Source organism: Nocardia sp. NBC_00565, from assembly GCF_036345915.1.
Taxonomy (GTDB): domain Bacteria; phylum Actinomycetota; class Actinomycetes; order Mycobacteriales; family Mycobacteriaceae; genus Nocardia.
In genome coordinates, this window is sequence record NZ_CP107785.1 from 9137864 (window position 1) to 9156550 (window position 18687).

Annotated in this window: 14 protein-coding genes and 3 rRNA genes; 15 read left to right on the forward strand and 2 right to left on the reverse strand. The window is 62.2% G+C overall.

Annotated features, from left to right (window positions below):
- Positions 1–22 precede the first annotated feature (22 nt).
- From atpA to OG874_RS41910, 13 genes are all read left to right on the forward strand, one after another.
- A complete protein-coding gene (atpA, locus tag OG874_RS41850; protein WP_330252547.1) occupies positions 23–1660 on the forward strand; it encodes a F0F1 ATP synthase subunit alpha in 1638 nt (545 codons plus the stop codon).
- A gap of 55 nt (positions 1661–1715) precedes the next feature.
- Positions 1716–2687 (forward strand): F0F1 ATP synthase subunit gamma, encoded by a 972-nt coding sequence (locus OG874_RS41855; RefSeq protein WP_330252548.1) that lies wholly within the window; start codon positions 1716–1718, stop codon positions 2685–2687.
- A 17-nt stretch (positions 2688–2704) separates the two neighbouring features.
- On the forward strand, positions 2705–4147 hold the full coding sequence (atpD, locus tag OG874_RS41860; RefSeq protein WP_330252549.1) for a F0F1 ATP synthase subunit beta: 1443 nt from the start codon (positions 2705–2707) through the stop codon (positions 4145–4147).
- 6 nt (positions 4148–4153) lie between these two features.
- A complete protein-coding gene (locus OG874_RS41865; RefSeq protein ID WP_330252550.1) occupies positions 4154–4531 on the forward strand; it encodes a F0F1 ATP synthase subunit epsilon in 378 nt (125 codons plus the stop codon).
- A gap of 192 nt (positions 4532–4723) precedes the next feature.
- Positions 4724–5146 (forward strand): DUF2550 domain-containing protein, encoded by a 423-nt coding sequence (locus tag OG874_RS41870; RefSeq protein WP_330252551.1) that lies wholly within the window; start codon positions 4724–4726, stop codon positions 5144–5146.
- A 9-nt stretch (positions 5147–5155) separates the two neighbouring features.
- Positions 5156–5749, forward strand: a complete 594-nt coding sequence (locus OG874_RS41875; protein WP_330252552.1) for a cob(I)yrinic acid a,c-diamide adenosyltransferase — start codon at positions 5156–5158, stop codon at positions 5747–5749.
- 258 nt (positions 5750–6007) lie between these two features.
- On the forward strand, positions 6008–7267 hold the full coding sequence (murA, locus tag OG874_RS41880) for a UDP-N-acetylglucosamine 1-carboxyvinyltransferase (RefSeq protein ID WP_330252553.1): 1260 nt from the start codon (positions 6008–6010) through the stop codon (positions 7265–7267).
- 504 nt (positions 7268–7771) lie between these two features.
- A 16S ribosomal RNA gene (locus OG874_RS41885) occupies positions 7772–9290 on the forward strand.
- A 341-nt stretch (positions 9291–9631) separates the two neighbouring features.
- Positions 9632–12763 (forward strand): 23S ribosomal RNA (locus OG874_RS41890).
- A 138-nt stretch (positions 12764–12901) separates the two neighbouring features.
- Positions 12902–13018 (forward strand): 5S ribosomal RNA (gene rrf, locus OG874_RS41895).
- The 16S, 23S and 5S rRNA genes sit together here, the layout of an rRNA operon.
- Positions 13019–13175: 157 nt before the next feature.
- Positions 13176–13907 carry a rhomboid-like protein gene (locus tag OG874_RS41900; RefSeq protein ID WP_330252554.1) on the forward strand — a complete coding sequence of 244 codons (732 nt, stop codon included), beginning with the start codon at positions 13176–13178 and terminating at the stop codon, positions 13905–13907.
- Between the two features lie 58 nt (positions 13908–13965).
- The gene (gene nucS, locus OG874_RS41905; RefSeq protein ID WP_330252555.1) at positions 13966–14652 is read left to right on the forward strand and encodes an endonuclease NucS; all 687 of its coding nucleotides are present in this window, start codon (positions 13966–13968) and stop codon (positions 14650–14652) included.
- 144 nt (positions 14653–14796) lie between these two features.
- The gene (locus tag OG874_RS41910) at positions 14797–15105 is read left to right on the forward strand and encodes an ATP/GTP-binding protein (RefSeq protein WP_330252556.1); all 309 of its coding nucleotides are present in this window, start codon (positions 14797–14799) and stop codon (positions 15103–15105) included.
- 174 nt (positions 15106–15279) lie between these two features.
- Here OG874_RS41910 and OG874_RS41915 read toward each other — a convergent pair whose 3' ends face one another.
- Together OG874_RS41915 and mce are read right to left on the reverse strand one after the other, a co-directional pair.
- Positions 15280–16284: a hypothetical protein gene (locus tag OG874_RS41915; RefSeq protein WP_330252557.1), complete on the reverse strand. Its 1005-nt coding sequence runs from the start codon at positions 16282–16284 to the stop codon at positions 15280–15282.
- Between the two features lie 86 nt (positions 16285–16370).
- A complete protein-coding gene (mce, locus tag OG874_RS41920; RefSeq protein WP_330257643.1) occupies positions 16371–16832 on the reverse strand; it encodes a methylmalonyl-CoA epimerase in 462 nt (153 codons plus the stop codon).
- A gap of 206 nt (positions 16833–17038) precedes the next feature.
- On the opposite strand from mce, the gene OG874_RS41925 reads away from it, so the two are divergent.
- Positions 17039–18217 carry an acetyl-CoA C-acetyltransferase gene (locus OG874_RS41925; RefSeq protein ID WP_330252558.1) on the forward strand — a complete coding sequence of 393 codons (1179 nt, stop codon included), beginning with the start codon at positions 17039–17041 and terminating at the stop codon, positions 18215–18217.
- Between the two features lie 88 nt (positions 18218–18305).
- Positions 18306–18683, forward strand: coding sequence for a DUF3817 domain-containing protein (locus OG874_RS41930; protein ID WP_330252559.1), 378 nt, complete (start codon positions 18306–18308; stop codon positions 18681–18683).
- Positions 18684–18687 lie beyond the last annotated feature (4 nt).

An 18687-nucleotide genomic window follows, 5' to 3' on the forward strand; every position in this document is an offset into this window, starting at 1 on the left:
AGACAGCGAGAGCAGGAAAACTATGGCGGAGCTGACGATCTCCACCGATGAGATCCGTAGCGCGATCGAGAGCTACACCCAGAGCTACACCCCGGAAACCTCCATCGAAGAAGTCGGTGTTGTCACCGACTGCAGTGACGGCATCGCGCACGTCAGTGGCCTGCCCTCGGCGATGGCCAATGAATTGCTCGAATTCCCGGGTGGTGTGCTCGGCGTCGCGCTGAACCTCGAGGACCGCGCGATCGGTGCGGTCATCCTCGGCGAGTTCGCGGAAATCGAAGAGGGCCAGCAGGTTCGCCGCACCGGTGACGTGCTCTCGGTCCCCGTCGGTGACAAGTTCCTCGGCCGCGTGGTCAACCCGCTCGGCCAGCCGATCGACGGCCTCGGTGAGATCGAAGCCGAAGAGCAGCGCGTGCTCGAGCTGCAGGCCGCGTCCGTGCTGCAGCGTCAGCCGGTCGAGGAGCCGCTGGCCACCGGCATCACCGCCATCGACGCCCTGACCGCCATCGGTCGTGGTCAGCGTCAGCTGATCATCGGCGACCGCAAGACCGGCAAGACCGCGGTCACCATCGACGCCATCCTGGCGCAGAAGGCCAACTGGGACTCGGGCGACCCGAAGAAGCAGGTGCGCTGCATCTACGTCGCCATCGGCCAGAAGGGTTCGACCATCGCGGGTGTCAAGACCGCGCTGGAGGCGCACGGCGCGATGGAGTACACCACCATCGTCGCGGCCCCCGCGTCGGACTCCGCCGGCTTCAAATGGCTTGCGCCCTACACCGGTTCGGCCATCGGCCAGCACTGGATGTACCAGGGCAAGCACGTCCTGATCGTGTTCGACGACCTGACCAAGCAGGCCGAGGCCTACCGCGCCATCTCGCTGCTGCTGCGTCGCCCGCCGGGCCGCGAGGCGTACCCGGGTGACGTCTTCTACCTGCACTCGCGTCTGCTGGAGCGTTGCGCGAAGCTGTCCGACGAGATGGGCGCCGGCTCGATGACCGGTCTGCCGATCATCGAGACCAAGGCCAACGACATCTCGGCGTTCATCCCGACCAACGTCATCTCCATCACCGACGGTCAGGTCTTCCTCGAGTCCGACCTGTTCAACAAGGGTGTCCGCCCGGCGATCAACGTCGGTACCTCGGTCTCCCGTGTCGGTGGCGCCGCCCAGACCAAGGGCATGAAGAAGGTCGCCGGTTCGCTGCGTCTGGAAATGGCGCAGTACCGCGAACTGGAGGCGTTCTCCGCCTTCGCCTCCGACCTCGACGCGGCCTCGCTCGCTCAGCTCGAGCGCGGTGCCCGCTGGGTCGAGCTGCTCAAGCAGGACCAGTACTCGCCGATTGCGGTCGAGGACCAGATCATCTCGATCTTCCTGGTCGACGCCGGTTACTTCGACTCGGTTCCGGTCGGCGACATCCGTCGCTTCAACGTGGAGCTGCTCGAAGACCTGCACCGCAGCGCGGCCGATGCCTTCAAGTCGATCGAGGGCGGCAAGGTCCTCGACGCCGAGAACGGCGACGCCATCAAGGCGGCGACCGACAAGTTCAAGCAGGGCTTCCTCGCTTCCGACGGCTCGCGCGTCGTGAACGAGGCCGCCGCCGGTGAACTCGACCACGAAGAGGTCGAATCGCTGTCGGTGACCCGCAAGCACGTCGAGAAGTAATCGGGTCTGCCATGCGCTATTCGATTCTGGCGAATGAGGGGAGTGTGAACCGCTGATGGCAAGTTTGCGTGAATTGCGCTCCCGCATTCGTGGTGTGAGTTCGATCAAGAAGATCACCAAGGCCCAGGAGCTGATCGCGACCTCGCGAATCTCCAAGGCCCAGGCCCGGGTTGCGGCCGCCAAGCCTTACGCCGAGGAGATCACCAAGGTCCTCAGCGAACTGGCGAGTGCGTCGACGAGTCTGGCGCACCCGCTGCTGACCGAGCGGGACAATGCGCGGCGTGCGGCGGTCCTGGTGATCACCAGTGACAGCGGTATGTGCGGTGGCTACAACTCCAACGTGCTCAGGCGCGCCGAGGAGCTCATGGTCACCCTGCGTGGCGAGGGCAAGGAACCGGTGCTGTACGTGATGGGCAACAAGGGCCTCACGTACTACAGCTTCCGGAGTCGGCCGGTGATCAACGCGTGGACCGGGTTCTCCCAGCAGCCGAAGTACAACGATGCCTCGGCCGCGTGCCATCACCTCGTGGACGCCTTCATGGCGGGCTCCGAGGGCGAGGTGCCCGCCCCGAACGGGACCGGCGATATCGAGGGCGTCGACGAGTTGCACATCGTGTACACCCGTTTCGTTTCGATGCTGACCCAGACCCCGGAGGTGCGCCGCTTGGCGCCGATCCAGGTCAGCTTCGTCGACGAAGACTTCGACATGGGTGAGGACAGCTTCTCCGACTCGCCGACCGCGGAACTCACCGCGCAGTACGAGTTCGAGCCCGATGCCGATGTGCTGCTGGCGGCGCTGCTGCCCAAGTACATCAACACGCGTATCTACTCATCGTTGCTCGAGGCAGCGGCATCCGAGTCCGCGGCTCGGCGCACCGCAATGAAGGCAGCCACCGACAACGCCAACGAACTGGCCAATGTGCTTACTCGGCAGGCGAATTCGGTGCGGCAGGCCCAGATCACGCAGGAAATCAGCGAAATCGTCGGCGGCGTGAACGCGCTGGCTTCGAGCTCGGACCGCGACTAAAGCGCAGGAAGAGAAAAATGACCGCAGCAGTCACCCAAGAAAGCCGGACCGGCGCGAAAACAGGCCGTGTCGTCCGCGTCATCGGCCCCGTCGTGGACGTCGAGTTCCCGCGGGGTTCCATCCCCGAGCTGTTCAACGCTCTGCACGCCGAGATCACGCTGGCCTCGGTGGCCAAGACCCTGACCCTCGAGGTCGCCCAGCACCTCGGTGACAACATCGTGCGCACCATCTCGATGCAGCCCACCGACGGTCTGGTGCGTGGCGCCACCGTCACCGACACCGGCAAGCCGATCTCGGTGCCGGTCGGCGACATCACCAAGGGCCACGTGTTCAACGCCCTCGGCGACTGCCTGGACACCCCGGGCCTGGGCCGCGACGGCGAGCAGTGGGGCATCCACCGCAAGCCCCCGTCATTCGACCAGCTCGAGGGTAAGACCGAGATCCTGGAGACGGGCATCAAGGTCATCGACCTGCTGACCCCGTACGTGAAGGGCGGCAAGATCGGTCTGTTCGGTGGTGCCGGTGTCGGCAAGACCGTGCTCATCCAGGAGATGATCACCCGTATCGCGCGTGAGTTCTCCGGCACGTCGGTGTTCGCGGGCGTCGGTGAGCGCACCCGTGAGGGCACCGACCTGCACCTGGAAATGGCAGAGATGGGCGTCCTCCAGGACACCGCGCTGGTCTTCGGCCAGATGGACGAGCCGCCGGGCACCCGTATGCGCGTCGCCCTCTCGGCCCTGACCATGGCCGAGTACTTCCGCGACGTGCAGCACCAGGACGTGCTGCTGTTCATCGACAACATCTTCCGGTTCACCCAGGCCGGTTCCGAGGTGTCGACCCTGCTCGGCCGCATGCCCTCGGCCGTCGGCTACCAGCCGACGCTGGCCGACGAGATGGGTGAGCTGCAGGAGCGCATCACCTCGACCCGTGGTCGGTCCATCACCTCGCTGCAGGCCATCTACGTTCCTGCCGATGACTACACCGACCCGGCCCCGGCGACCACCTTCGCCCACCTCGACGCGACGACCGAGCTCTCCCGCCCGATCTCGCAGAAGGGCATCTACCCGGCCGTCGACCCGCTGACCTCGACCTCCCGCATCCTGGAGGCCTCGATCGTCGGTGCGGAGCACTTCCGGGTCGCCAACGAGGTGAAGCGGATCCTGCAGAAGTACAAGGAACTGCAGGACATCATCGCCATCCTCGGCATGGACGAGCTCTCCGAAGAGGACAAGGTCCTCGTCGGTCGCGCCCGTCGCCTGGAGAAGTTCCTCGGCCAGAACTTCATCGTGGCCGAGAAGTTCACCGGCCAGCCGGGTTCGGTGGTGCCGCTGACCGACACCATCGAGGCGTTCGACCGCGTCTGCAAGGGCGAGTTCGACCACTTCCCGGAGCAGGCGTTCAACAGCTGCGGTGGTCTCGACGATGTCGAGGCGGCCGCGAAGAAGATCGCCGGAAAGTAGTCACCCATGGCGGAGATGTCAGTTGATCTCGTCGCTGTCGAGCGTTTGCTCTGGTCCGGCCAGGCAACGTTCGTCAGCGCGCAGACCACCGAGGGCCAGATCGGCATCATGTCGGGTCATGAGCCGTTGCTCGGCCAGTTGGTCGAGGGCGGCATCGTGAGCATCGTGCCCACCGAGGGTGAGCGGATCACCGCGGCGGTGCACGGTGGGTTCTTCTCGGTGACCGCGACCTCGGTCCGGGTGCTCGCCGAGTCCGCGGAGTTCGCCGATGAGATCGACATCGAGGTGGCCCGTCGGGTGCTGGCCGATGCCGACGCCACCGACGAACAGAAGGCGGCGGCCGAGGGCCAGGTGCGCGCGGTCGAGGCGAACGCGAACGCGTAAGCACCACTTCGAGATTGCGTACGGCGCTGTCGGCGGCGAGGGTTTCCCTTCGCCGCCGACAGTGGTATTTCGGGTCGGATCTCACCGGAGACATGGCCCCGCCATTTGTAAACTCGAGTCCGTGGTTGAATGACCGCGAGGTGTCGTCGAAACGGCGGCGGAGCGAAGGGACGAACGGCATTGCAGACCGGGATGGTTCTCCTGATCATTCTGGTGCTCACGCTCGTTCTTCTGGCATTGGCCTCCACTTACCGGCTGATCATGTTGCGCCGCGGTGGGACCGCCGCGATCCTGCGGGTGCTGCCCGCGCGCGGCGGTCAGGGTTGGCGGCACGGCCTGATTCGCTATGACGAGGATCGCCTCGTCTTCTACAAACTCTCCAGCCTCAAGCTGGGCCCCGATTCCAGCATTCGACGCCGGGGCATCGAGATCGGTGATCGGCGCGGCCCGCGTGGTGACGAATACGACATCATGACCGACGAGATCGCCGTGACCGCGGTTTCCGATAATGACGGCAACTATGAACTCGCCCTGGACCGCGGTTCACTGGCCGCCTTCCTCTCCTGGGTCGAATCCCGGCCATCGGACCGCACCAGGCGCCTGCCCGGCCTCTAGGGTGTAGTCGTGAGTGTGCATTTGACGCGGATCTACACGCGTACCGGGGACGACGGAACCACCGGGCTCAGCGATTTCTCGCGGGTGGCCAAGACCGATCCCCGATTGGTCGCTTACGCCGACTGTGACGAGACGAACGCCGCCATCGGCGTGGCCGTCGCGCTCGGGGATCCCGCACCGGAGTTGCTGACGGTGCTGCGTCAGGTGCAGAACGACTTGTTCGACGCCGGCGCGGATCTGTCTACCCCGGTTGTCGAGGAGCCGAAATATCCGCCGCTGCGGATCAGCCAGGCCTACATCGACCGCCTCGAAGGCTGGTGCGATGAGTTCAATGCCGAACTGCCGGCACTGAATTCGTTCATCCTGCCCGGCGGCACGCCATTGGCCGCCCTGCTGCACACCGCTCGCACGGTGGCGCGGCGCGCCGAGCGTTCCGCATGGGCCGCCGTCGAGGCCCATCCGGACGACACGAATATCCTTCCGGCGAAATACTTGAACCGCCTGTCCGATCTGCTCTTCATCCTCAGTCGTGTCGCCAACCCGGGCGGAGACGTGTTGTGGAAGCCGGGCGGCGACCACAACACTCAGAACCTGGACAACTGATTTCGTGCGAACATGGGTAACGACTGATTTCGTGTGAACATGGGTAACTCGTGAGGGATGCCCAGACATAACCTCTACTCGACCGACGGCCCACGACGCTGCTGATGGTCAGGTTCGCCGCACGACGCGACACGCGAAAGTTGCTGGACACCCGGAAACACCCGTCAGCTACCTGGATATAACCCGGCACCGCTACCAGCGGCCCGCAACGCAACTATCCTTTGCACCAACAGTGCGCCGAATACGCGGAGAGGCGGCATGGAACGGTTTTTGGTTACTGGCGGGAATCGACTCGTCGGTGAGGTCGCGGTTGGGGGTGCGAAGAACAGCGTCCTCAAGTTGATGGCGGCTGCCTTGCTGGCCGAGGGCACGACCACCATTACGAACTGCCCGGACATCCTCGATGTGCCGTTGATGGGTGATGTGCTGCGCGGCCTCGGCTGCGACGTCACGATCGACGGATCGGTCGTCACCATCGATACGCCGGCCGAGCCCAAGTACCACGCGGACTTCCCCGCGGTGACGCAGTTCCGCGCGTCGGTCTGTGTGCTCGGTCCGCTGATGGCGCGGTGCAAGCGGGCGGTCGTCGCACTGCCCGGCGGTGACGCGATCGGTTCGCGCCCGTTGGATATGCATCAGGCCGGCCTGCGCCTGCTCGGCGCGACCAGCGAAATCGAGCACGGTTGTGTGGTCGCCCGCGCGGATGAACTACAGGGTGCGCGGATCCGGCTGGACTTTCCTTCGGTGGGCGCGACCGAGAACATCCTCATGGCGGCCGTGCTGGCCGAGGGGGAGACGGTGATCGATAACGCCGCCCGCGAACCCGACATCGTCGATCTCTGCAACATGCTCGTCCGGATGGGTGCGCGGATCAGTGGTGCGGGCACCTCGGTACTCACCATCCAGGGTGTCGAGCGCCTCGAGCCAACGACGCACCAGGTGATCGGTGACCGGATCGTGGCGGCCACCTGGGGGATCGCCGCGGTGATGACGATGGGCGATATCCGGGTCACCGGGGTGAATCCCAAGCATCTGTCCCTCGTGCTGGACAAGCTGCGTTCGGCCGGTGCGCGTATTTCATTCGAACCGGATGGCTTCCGGGTGATCCAGGCCGACCGGCCGCGCGCGGTCAATTTCTCGACCCTGCCGTTCCCCGGTTTCCCGACCGACCTGCAGCCGATGGCCATCGGTCTCGCGGCGATTGCCGACGGCACCTCGATGATCACCGAGAACATCTTCGAGGCGCGGTTCCGTTTCGTAGAGGAGATGATCCGGCTCGGCGCCGACGCACGCACCGATGGGCACCACGCGGTGGTGCGCGGAATTCCGCGGTTGTCGAGTGCACCGGTGTGGTCGTCGGATATTCGGGCGGGCGCCGGTTTGGTACTCGCCGGTCTGGTTGCCGATGGCACCACCGAAGTGCACGACGTCTTCCACATCGACCGTGGCTATCCGAATTTCGTCGAGCAGCTGCAGGCGTTGGGTGGTCAGGTGGAGCGAGTCGGCGTCGCGGATTGATCATGTGAACAGCAGGCGACGATCTCGTTTCGTTGAAAACCATTCCTGACCAGGCGATTTGACATCGTGCACGCCGACACGTAACTTTATTCGAGTCAGAGCGACACGGACACCGACCCGGGGCCCGCAGTGCTGAGCGGAAACGCTGAGTGAGGGACCAGGGAAACGAGGTAGGACGTCGAGCGCCTGGCGATCACACTAGCTCGAACGAGACCCCGATTTTGGATTGGGTTCACGGCTGAGCTAAGCTAGATAAGTTGCCTCACCGATCAACCGGGGTCAAACCCGCGAGATGGTGTGTGCGTGTGTTCTTTGAGAACTCAATAGTGTGTCGATGAATGTCAGTGCCAAATGTTTTATTTGGTTCCGGCTCCTTAAACCCCCGTTTGGGTGGGTCGGACATTTTTGTCAGCAAATATTTTTTGCTGGCGTTTTGTTTTGCCAAGGTTTTCGGACTCTGGTTAATTCTTCTGATTCGCCCTTTTGGGGTTGTTTCAAGAGTCTTCAACGGAGAGTTTGATCCTGGCTCAGGACGAACGCTGGCGGCGTGCTTAACACATGCAAGTCGAGCGGTAAGGCCCTTCGGGGTACACGAGCGGCGAACGGGTGAGTAACACGTGGGTGATCTGCCTCGTACTTCGGGATAAGCCTGGGAAACTGGGTCTAATACCGGATATGACCATGGGATGCATGTCTTGTGGTGGAAAGATTTATCGGTGCGAGATGGGCCCGCGGCCTATCAGCTTGTTGGTGGGGTAATGGCCTACCAAGGCGACGACGGGTAGCCGACCTGAGAGGGTGACCGGCCACACTGGGACTGAGACACGGCCCAGACTCCTACGGGAGGCAGCAGTGGGGAATATTGCACAATGGGCGGAAGCCTGATGCAGCGACGCCGCGTGAGGGATGACGGCCTTCGGGTTGTAAACCTCTTTCGACAGGGACGAAGCGTGAGTGACGGTACCTGTAGAAGAAGCACCGGCCAACTACGTGCCAGCAGCCGCGGTAATACGTAGGGTGCGAGCGTTGTCCGGAATTACTGGGCGTAAAGAGCTTGTAGGCGGTCTGTCGCGTCTTCTGTGAAAACTCACAGCTCAACTGTGAGCTTGCAGGGGATACGGGCAGACTAGAGTACTTCAGGGGAGACTGGAATTCCTGGTGTAGCGGTGAAATGCGCAGATATCAGGAGGAACACCGGTGGCGAAGGCGGGTCTCTGGGAAGTAACTGACGCTGAGAAGCGAAAGCGTGGGTAGCGAACAGGATTAGATACCCTGGTAGTCCACGCCGTAAACGGTGGGTACTAGGTGTGGGTTTCCTTCCACGGGATCCGTGCCGTAGCTAACGCATTAAGTACCCCGCCTGGGGAGTACGGCCGCAAGGCTAAAACTCAAAGGAATTGACGGGGGCCCGCACAAGCGGCGGAGCATGTGGATTAATTCGATGCAACGCGAAGAACCTTACCTGGGTTTGACATACACCGGAAACCTGCAGAGATGTAGGCCCCCTTGTGGTCGGTGTACAGGTGGTGCATGGCTGTCGTCAGCTCGTGTCGTGAGATGTTGGGTTAAGTCCCGCAACGAGCGCAACCCTTATCTTATGTTGCCAGCGCGTAATGGCGGGGACTCGTGAGAGACTGCCGGGGTCAACTCGGAGGAAGGTGGGGACGACGTCAAGTCATCATGCCCCTTATGTCCAGGGCTTCACACATGCTACAATGGCCGGTACAGAGGGCTGCGATACCGTGAGGTGGAGCGAATCCCTTAAAGCCGGTCTCAGTTCGGATCGGGGTCTGCAACTCGACCCCGTGAAGTTGGAGTCGCTAGTAATCGCAGATCAGCAACGCTGCGGTGAATACGTTCCCGGGCCTTGTACACACCGCCCGTCACGTCATGAAAGTCGGTAACACCCGAAGCCGGTGGCCTAACCCCTTGTGGGAGGGAGCCGTCGAAGGTGGGATTGGCGATTGGGACGAAGTCGTAACAAGGTAGCCGTACCGGAAGGTGCGGCTGGATCACCTCCTTTCTAAGGAGCACTTCTGCATCGCACCCCGAAGAGTCGGGGATGGTAAACGTTGATGCCAGAGACCGTTTAGTCCTCGTTTGTGGGGCTGCGGACGCTCATGGGTGGAACACTGACTAGTTTCTCCGCGTATCGGTCCGTCACATGATGGGTTGGCGGGTGAATATATCGGCACACTGTTGGGTCCTGAGAGAACACGCGAGTGTTTCCTCTTAGGCAAGATAACGACGAGACCGGGTGGTTACGCAGACCGCGCTGCTGGAGACAGTGGTGGGCATGGTGGTGATCGAAGCTCGGTTTTGTGTGTTGTTTGAGAACTGCACAGTGGACGCGAGCATCTTTGTTAGTAAGTGTTTAAGAGCGTACGGTGGATGCCTTGGCACCAGGAGCCGATGAAGGACGTAGGAGGCTGCGATAAGCCTCGGGGAGCTGTCAACCGAGCTGAGATCCGAGGATTTCCGAATGGGGAAACCCAGCACGAGTGATGTCGTGTTACCCGCATCTGAATATATAGGGTGTGTGGAGGGAACGTGGGGAAGTGAAACATCTCAGTACCCACAGGAAGAGAAAACAATAGTGATTCCGTGAGTAGTGGCGAGCGAAAGCGGATGAGGCTAAACCAGGGGCATGTGATACCCGGCAGGGGTTGTGTTCTTGGGGTTGTGGGGTCATTCTTCTCAGATCTGCCGGTCTGGGCGACAGTCAGAAACCGTTGTGTTAGTTGAAGTGGTCTGGAACGGCCTGCCATAGACGGTGATAGTCCGGTAAGCGAAAACTCAACGGCTGTTGTGGATGATGCCCGAGTAGCAGCGGGCCCGTGAAATCTGCTGTGAATCTGCCGGGACCACCCGGTAAGCCTGAATACTCCCTGGTGACCGATAGCGGACTAGTACCGTGAGGGAAAGGTGAAAAGTACCCCGGGAGGGGAGTGAAATAGTACCTGAAACCGTGCGCTTACAATCCGTCAGGGCCTGCGAGTAGTTTACTACTGTGGGTGATGGCGTGCCTTTTGAAGAATGAGCCTGCGAGTTAGTGGCATGTGGCGAGGTTAACCCGTGTGGGGTAGCCGTAGCGAAAGCGAGTCCGAATAGGGCGTTTTGAGTCGCGTGTTCTAGACCCGAAGCGGAGTGATCTACCCATGGCCAGGGTGAAGCGACGGTAAGACGTCGTGGAGGCCCGAACCCACTTAGGTTGAAAACTGAGGGGATGAGTTGTGGGTAGGGGTGAAAGGCCAATCAAACTCCGTGATAGCTGGTTCTCCCCGAAATGCATTTAGGTGCAGCGTCGCGTGTTTCACACCGGAGGTAGAGCTACTGGATGGTCTAGGGGGCCTACAAGCTTACCGAAATCAGCCAAACTCCGAATGCCGGTGTGTGAGAGCGCGGCAGTGAGACTGCGGGGGATAAGCTTCGTAGTCGAGAGGGAAACAGCCCAGATCGCCGGCTAAGGCCCCTAAGCGTGTACTAAGTGGAAAAGGATGTGGAGTCGCGAAGACAACCAGGAGGTTGGCTTAGAAGCAGCCACCCTTGAAAGAGTGCGTAATAGCTCACTGGTCAAGTGATTCTGCGCCGACAATGTAGCGGGGCTCAAGTACACCGCCGAAGCCGCGGCACTCCAACAATACATCCGCCATTCCTTACGGGGGGTGGTGCAGTGGTTGGGGTGGGTAGGGGAGCGTCCTATAGCCATGGAAGCAGCAGCGTGAGCTAGTTGTGGAGGCTATGGGAGTGAGAATGCAGGCATGAGTAGCGAAAGACGAGTGAGAAACTCGTCCGCCGAATGACCAAGGGTTCCTGGGCCAGGTTAATCCGCCCAGGGTGAGTCGGGACCTAAGGCGAGGCCGACAGGCGTAGTCGATGGACAACGGGTTGATATTCCCGTACCCGTGTATCCGCGCCCAATGGCGAATCAGTGGTGCTAAGTATCCAAAAGCGGACCTATCACCTTCGGGTGAAGAGATGTGGCTGCATACGACCCTTGCTGTAGTAGTCAAGCGATGGGGTGACGCAGGAAGGTAGCTGGGCCAGTCAGTGGTTGTACTGGTGTAAGCCTGTAGGGCGTTGTGTAGGTAAATCCGCACAGCATGTGCCTGAGAGGTGATGCGTAGCCGATTGAGGTGAATTCAGTGATCCTATGCTGCCGAGAAAAGCCTCTAGTGAGTTGGTACACGGCCCGTACCCCAAACCGACACAGGTGGTCAGGTAGAGAATACTGAGGCGATCGAGAGAACTGTGGTTAAGGAACTCGGCAAAATACCTCCGTAACTTCGGGAGAAGGAGGGCCTTGTCTGGTGAACACCCTTGCGGTGGGAGCTGGGTGGGGTCGCAGAGACCAGTGAGAAGCGACTGTTTACTAAAAACACAGGTCCGTGCGAAGTCGTAAGACGATGTATACGGACTGACGCCTGCCCGGTGCCGGAAGGTTAAGAGGACCGGTTAGCCAGTAATGGCGAAGCTGAGAATTTAAGCCCCGGTAAACGGCGGTGGTAACTATAACCATCCTAAGGTAGCGAAATTCCTTGTCGGGTAAGTTCCGACCTGCACGAATGGCGTAACGACTTCTCAGCTGTCTCAACCACAGACTCGGCGAAATTGCATTACGAGTAAAGATGCTCGTTACGCGCGGCAGGACGAAAAGACCCCGGGACCTTCACTATAGCTTGGTATTGGTGTTCGGTACGGTTTGTGTAGGATAGGTGGGAGACTGTGAAGCATGCACGCTAGTGTGTGTGGAGTCGTCGTTGAAATACCACTCTGATCGTATTGGACTTCTAACCTCGGACCATGATCTGGTTCAGGGACAGTGCCTGGTGGGTAGTTTAACTGGGGCGGTTGCCTCCTAAAATGTAACGGAGGCGCCCAAAGGTTCCCTCAGCCTGGTTGGCAATCAGGTGTCGAGTGCAAGTGCACAAGGGAGCTTGACTGTGAGAGTGACAGCTCGAGCAGGGACGAAAGTCGGGACTAGTGATCCGGCACCGGCAAGTGGAAGCGGTGTCGCTCAACGGATAAAAGGTACCCCGGGGATAACAGGCTGATCTTCCCCAAGAGTCCATATCGACGGGATGGTTTGGCACCTCGATGTCGGCTCGTCGCATCCTGGGGCTGGAGTAGGTCCCAAGGGTTGGGCTGTTCGCCCATTAAAGCGGCACGCGAGCTGGGTTTAGAACGTCGTGAGACAGTTCGGTCTCTATCCGCCGCGCGCGTCAGAAACTTGAGGAAGGCTGTCCCTAGTACGAGAGGACCGGGACGGACGAACCTCTGGTGTGCCAGTTGTCCTGCCAAGGGCACTGCTGGTTAGCTACGTTCGGAAGGGATAACCGCTGAAAGCATCTAAGCGGGAAGCCTGTTCCAAGATGAGGTTTCTCACCACCTTCGAGTGGTTAAGGCCCCCCACAGACCATGGGGTTGATAGGCCAGAACTGGAAGCCCGGTAACGGGTGTAGGTGACTGGTACTAATCGGCCGAGGACTTACCAACAAAGAAGCTACGCGTCCACTGTGCGGTATCTGAAACAACACACAGACACTGCGGCAGACACAAGGTCTGCAACCCCTTTTTTCTTTTGGGGTTGTCGGGTTTTGTGTCAGCGCTGTTGTGTGGATAGTTTCATAGAGTTACGGCGGCTATAGCGGTGGGGAAACGCCCGGTCCCATTCCGAACCCGGAAGCTAAGGCCACCTGCGCCGATGGTACTGCACTCGACAGGGTGTGGGAGAGTAGGACACCGCCGGAACATCCTTGCGAAAGGCCCCCAACTATGTTGGGGGCCTTTTTGCGTTTCGTAGCAATCTCACAGGGAACAACTAGGATGGATCGTGTTCGAACTGTGATGATGGAAGAAGACAGCAGAACGTCGTCGGCGCGCAGGAGCCGACACAACGGAGGTGTTGATGGTCGCAGCGACGACAACCGCAGACCGCGCGCCGGTCGATCCCCTCAGTCCGCTCCGCCCACGCTGGCTGCGGCCGAGGTTACCGGCAACGTTCGGGTATCTCGCGGCTCTCGTCGCTGTCACCGCGGTCTTCTCGGCCCTCAGTGATTCCGCGCAGACGAGGATGGTGCTGCATGCCAGCACGAACCTGCACAATCTACTGAGCGGCCGTATCGGCACCGTGTTCTCCAGTGCACTGGTGATCGGTGACGCCAGCGCCGCGTGGGTGATCATCCCGCTGCTCGGTTGCCTGCTGGCGCTCGCCGAGCTGCGCTTCGGTGCTGTGCACATGGTGCACGTCTTCATGGCCGGTCATATCGGAGCCACGCTCCTGGTCGCGGGCGGACTCTGGATTGCCATCGAGGCCGACTGGCTGCCCGCTAGTATCCGCTGGACTCAGGACGTCGGCGTCAGCTACGGCGCCATGGCCTTGATCGGCGCGATCGTCGTCGCCATTCCGCATCGGTGGCGAATCGCCTGGGCCACCGCGTGGTTCATCGTCGCCGCCGAGGGCGTCCTGATCGAGCAGACCTTCACCAACGTCGGCCACCTGCTCGCCTTCTGTATCGGAACGGCCGTCGGCTTCGGCATGCTCCACACCAAGGCCGCGTCCACCCGCAGGCTCACCCGAGTCGAATCCGCCCTGCTCGCCGTGAGCGCGTTCCTGGCGGCAATCCTCCTCATGGGCTGACGGCAGCTGCGACAGGGCTGACGCCAGGCGGGACCTGGCACTCGCCTACAGTGCTTGGGTGCGCCTAGTGATTGCTCGCTGTCAGGTCGACTACGTGGGGCGACTCACCGCCCATCTTGCGATGGCCCGCCGATTGCTGCTGATCAAAGCGGATGGTTCGGTCCTCGTGCATTCCGACGGTGGCTCGTATAAGCCGTTGAACTGGATGAGCCCGCCGTGCTGGTTGGATGAGCGCGACGTCGACGCGGTGCCCGAGGGGGCGAAGGCCTTCTGGGTGGTCACCAACAAGGCGGGTGAGGAGCTGCGCATCACCATCGAGGACATCGAGCACGACTCCGCACATGAGCTGGGTGTGGACCCCGGTCTGGTGAAAGACGGTGTGGAAGCCCACCTTCAGGAACTCCTGGCCGAGCACGTGCAGACCCTCGGCCCCGGCTATACGCTGATCCGCCGCGAGTACATGACCGCCATCGGCCCCGTCGACCTGCTCTGCCGCGACGCAGACGGCTCCACCGTGGCCGTCGAGATCAAGCGCCGCGGCGAGATCGACGGCGTCGAACAGCTCACCCGCTACCTCGAACTCCTGAACCGCGACCCCCTCATCGCCCCGGTAGCCGGCGTCTTCGCCGCCCAGCAGATCAAGCCCCAGGCCCGCACTCTCGCCGAGGACCGCGGCATTCGCTGCCTGACCCTCGATTACGACGCCCTACGTGGCACAGAGAGCAACGAATTCCGCCTCTTCTAGCTTCGCGGCCCGCGGTTTGGTTCCGTGCACCGATTCGCCTCTCATGCACCTTTCCCTTGATTTAGTGCGCGGCATGCCAGGAGGTGCGCAGGATGCTCGCGGGGGGACCGAAGCTGAGACGAGCCACGTTTTACGCTTGGTGGCATGCCCCGACGGAAGCCGCGCACAGAACGCCAGGTGGATCGCTCGCAAGCGGGTGGCTCGCCGATCGGTGATGTGTTCGGTCGGCGGGAGGCCGGGCCGGATAGCGACGAGATGTATGTCGTGCGGACCATTCCGGGGAGTCGGGCGGTCAAGACCTACCGTTGCCCGGGGTGTGATCACGAAATCCCGCCTGGCGTAGCGCATATCGTCGCGTGGGCGGTCGATGGTGGTGAGGACGACCGCAGGCACTGGCATCGGGGTTGCTGGAATAGCCGTCGGACACGGCGGATTACGCGCCGCTGGTCCTGAATGTAAGCTATGATTGTGTCCTGATCGTTACGAATGTCGTTGTGGCGGTGCATGTCCCGCGCATCGGGAAGGTCCGGGTACTGCGCGCATTAGGAAGGCCGCCCCGCATCCGGGACGGCCTTCGGTGTGAATTCGGTTGGGTTGTTGCGTTTGTCGCCGCTCAGCCCGCCGTTGTCAGTTGGTGATTTCGGCGTTCTCGCGCTCGTCGGCGTCGATATCGTCTTCCTCGGTCGCGACCTCGGGGATCGCCTTGGTGCGCGAACCGCTGGTCACCGACTTGGTGCCGCCGCCGATCGACTTGCGCTGATCCGGAACCCCGTCCAGCAGTTCGCTTTCCCGGTTGACCGCGGCGAGCATCGCGGGCACCGAGTCGAGCTGGCCGCGGATACCGAGCAGCTGGGCGAGCACCCGGCCGCGCAGCACGCGCATCTCCTCGGCGAGTTCCTTCGCGTGCGCGATCTTGCGCTCGGAGGTCTGGGTGGCGGAGGTGATGAGGCGGTTGGACTCGTCGGTCGCGTCCTTGATCCGCTGAGCGGCCTCGGCGCGGCTGGTGGCCTCGAGCTCCTCCATAGCACGGGTGAGCTTGGTACGACGCTCCGCCATGGTGGCCTCGAAGTCCTGCTGGGTCGCCTTGCGCTTGGCATCGGCTTCCTTGCCGAGGCGGTTGGCCTCGGCCTGAGCGGCCTCGATGATCTTGGCGGACTCGGTACGCGCATTCGCCAGGGTCTGCTCGAATTCGATCTCGAGCGCCTCGCGCTTCTCCTTGGTTTCGGCGAGCAGCGATTCGTACTTACCACGCATTTCGGTGGCCTGCTGCTCGGCGATCGACACCATTTCCGCCGCCTCGGCCTGCGCCAGAGCGCGCACCTCCGAGGCCTCGTCGGAGGCCAGCCGCAGCATCCGAGAGATGCGATCGGACATGCCTTCGGCAGTAGTTGGCGGAACCGAAAGGCGATCGACTTCCTTACGGAGCTCGTCGATCTCGTCCCGCGCGTCCTCCAGCTGGCTGGCGAGGTTACGGGCTTGCGCCGCAGCGGCATCCCGATCTGTGGCGGTGACTCTTAACTCGGCATCGAAACGGTCGAAGTAGTTGCGTACCTCGTCTTGCGCATAACCCTTGCGCACAACGGTGAAGGGCAGTGCCACGAAGCGATTGCGATCGGACTCGGGTGACGACATGGCACACAAACTACAGCCTACTTGCACCTCATGGTGACTCGACCGCGAATGTGATTCCGACGAGTTTTTCGGGCCCGATCTTGATACTAGTGCGTAACATTCGCGTTCGGCTCGACCAACTCGATCAGCACACCGCCAGCATCCTTGGGGTGGATGAAATTGATGCGGGAATCGGCGGTTCCGTGCCGAGGTGCGTCGTACAGCAAACGCAGACCTTGATCACGAAGATACGTGGAGACGGCGTCGATATCGGTGACCCGATAGGCGAGTTGCTGCAGTCCCGGCCCGCTGCGGTCGATGAACTTGGCGATCGTCGAGTCCGCGTTCAGGGGTGCCAGCAACTGCAGAGCAGTCGCGCCGTCGGGTGCGCCGGGCAACGAGAGCATCGCCTCGTGCACGCCTTGGGCCTCATTGACCTCCCGATGGGTCTCGATCATGCCGAGATTCTCGGCGTACCAGGCGATTGCGGTATCCAGGTCAGGCACCGCGATGCCGACGTGGTCGACGGCGACGACGTAGTCGCCGGGGATGAAGTTCGACGAGTCCATAACGTTGCTCACCACTCGAAGGTAGCGCCTGATCGGACACAGTCGGCCGGAAGGCCGTCGGCCGGGCCTCGGCGCGGGCACCGCGCACCTGGTAAAGGTCGGTCGAGCGGGGCAAGCTACCGTTGAGTACAAAGGTTGACGCCGCGCATGCTTCATCCAGCAGGTGGTGCGCGGCGCTGTTCCGATCAATGAATGCGAGGCTCGTCGTGACCACAACCGTGATCGTCTCCGGTGCGCGTACCCCGGTCGGTCGGCTGCTCGGGGGGCTGAAGGACTTCACCGGTTCGGACCTGGGCGGTTTCGCCATCAAGGCGGCATTGGAAAAGGGCGGCGTCGCACCGGAGCAGGTCGACTACGTGATCATGGGCCAGGTGCTCACCGCAGGCGCGGGGCAGATCCCGGCCCGGCAGGCCGCGGTCGCGGCGGGTATCCCGATGGATGTGCCCGCGTTGACGCTGAACAAGGTGTGCCTGTCGGGCATCAACGCGATCGCGCTGGCCGATCAGCTGATCCGTGCCGGCGAGTACGAGATCGTGGTCGCCGGTGGCCAGGAATCGATGAGCCAGGCTCCGCATCTGCTCGAAAAGTCCAGGGAGGGCTTCAAATACGGTGATGTGACGATGCGCGACAGCATGGCCTACGACGGCCTGCACGACATCTTCACCGACCAGCCGATGGGCGCGCTCACCGAACAGCGCAACGACGCCGAGCCGGTCAGCCGCGAAGACCAGGACGCGTTCGCGGCGGCTTCGCACCAGCGTGCCGCGGCGGCGTGGAAGAACGGCGTCTTCGACAACGAGGTCGTGCCGGTCGCGGTGCCGCAGCGCAAGGGCGACCCGATCCTGGTGAGTGCCGACGAGGGCATCCGGGCGGACACCACCGCCGAATCGCTGGCCAAGCTGCGTCCGGCATTCCGCAAGGACGGCACCATCACCGCGGGTACCGCCTCGCAGATCTCCGATGGCGCGGCCGCGGTGGTCGTGATGAGCAAGGCCAAGGCCCAGGAGTTGGGGCTGAGCTGGATCGCCGAGATCGGCAAGGCCGGTGTGGTCGCCGGACCGGATTCCACGCTGCAGGATCAGCCTGCCAACGCGATCGCGAAGGCATGTGCGCGCGAAGGCATTTTGCCCGCCGAACTGGATCTGGTCGAGATCAACGAGGCATTCGCGGCGGTCGGTATCGCCTCCACCCGCAAGCTGGGCATCGATCCGGAGAAGGTGAACGTCAACGGCGGTGCGATCGCCATCGGACACCCGCTCGGCATGTCGGGCGCACGCATCCTGTTGCACCTGGCGCTGGAACTGAAGCGCCGCGGCGGCGGTATCGGCGCGGCCGCCCTGTGTGGCGGCGGCGGTCAGGGTGACGCCCTCATCATCAAGGTGTAACTGACGTCCCGGCATATACCGGGACTTCGGGGTCCATGGGCCGAGGTGTGACCAGTTCAACTACGACCCGTCGTAGGAGTCCGGCACAATGGTGGCCATGGGCAATTTCTTCGACTTGAGCACCGTGGCCAAGCGCTTCCGCTTCATCGCCGTGCTGGAGGCGATCTCCTGGGTTTTCCTGATCGTCGGCATGGTGTTCAAGCGCCTCCCCGAACCGGTCACCTGGCCGGTCAAGGTGTTCGGGATGACGCACGGCATCATCTTCATCCTGTTCGTGATCATCGCGATCCTCGCGGCGCGCGAACTGGCCTGGAACGCCAAGACCACGGTGCTCGCGCTGCTGTCGAGCATTCCGCCGTTCTGCACCGTGCTCTTCGAGCTGTGGGCGGTGCGCGCGGGCCGGCTCGGTGAGCTGAGCGACACCACTTCCGTCGACTCCGGCGCTCCGGCCTCGGTCACGCCGTGACAAA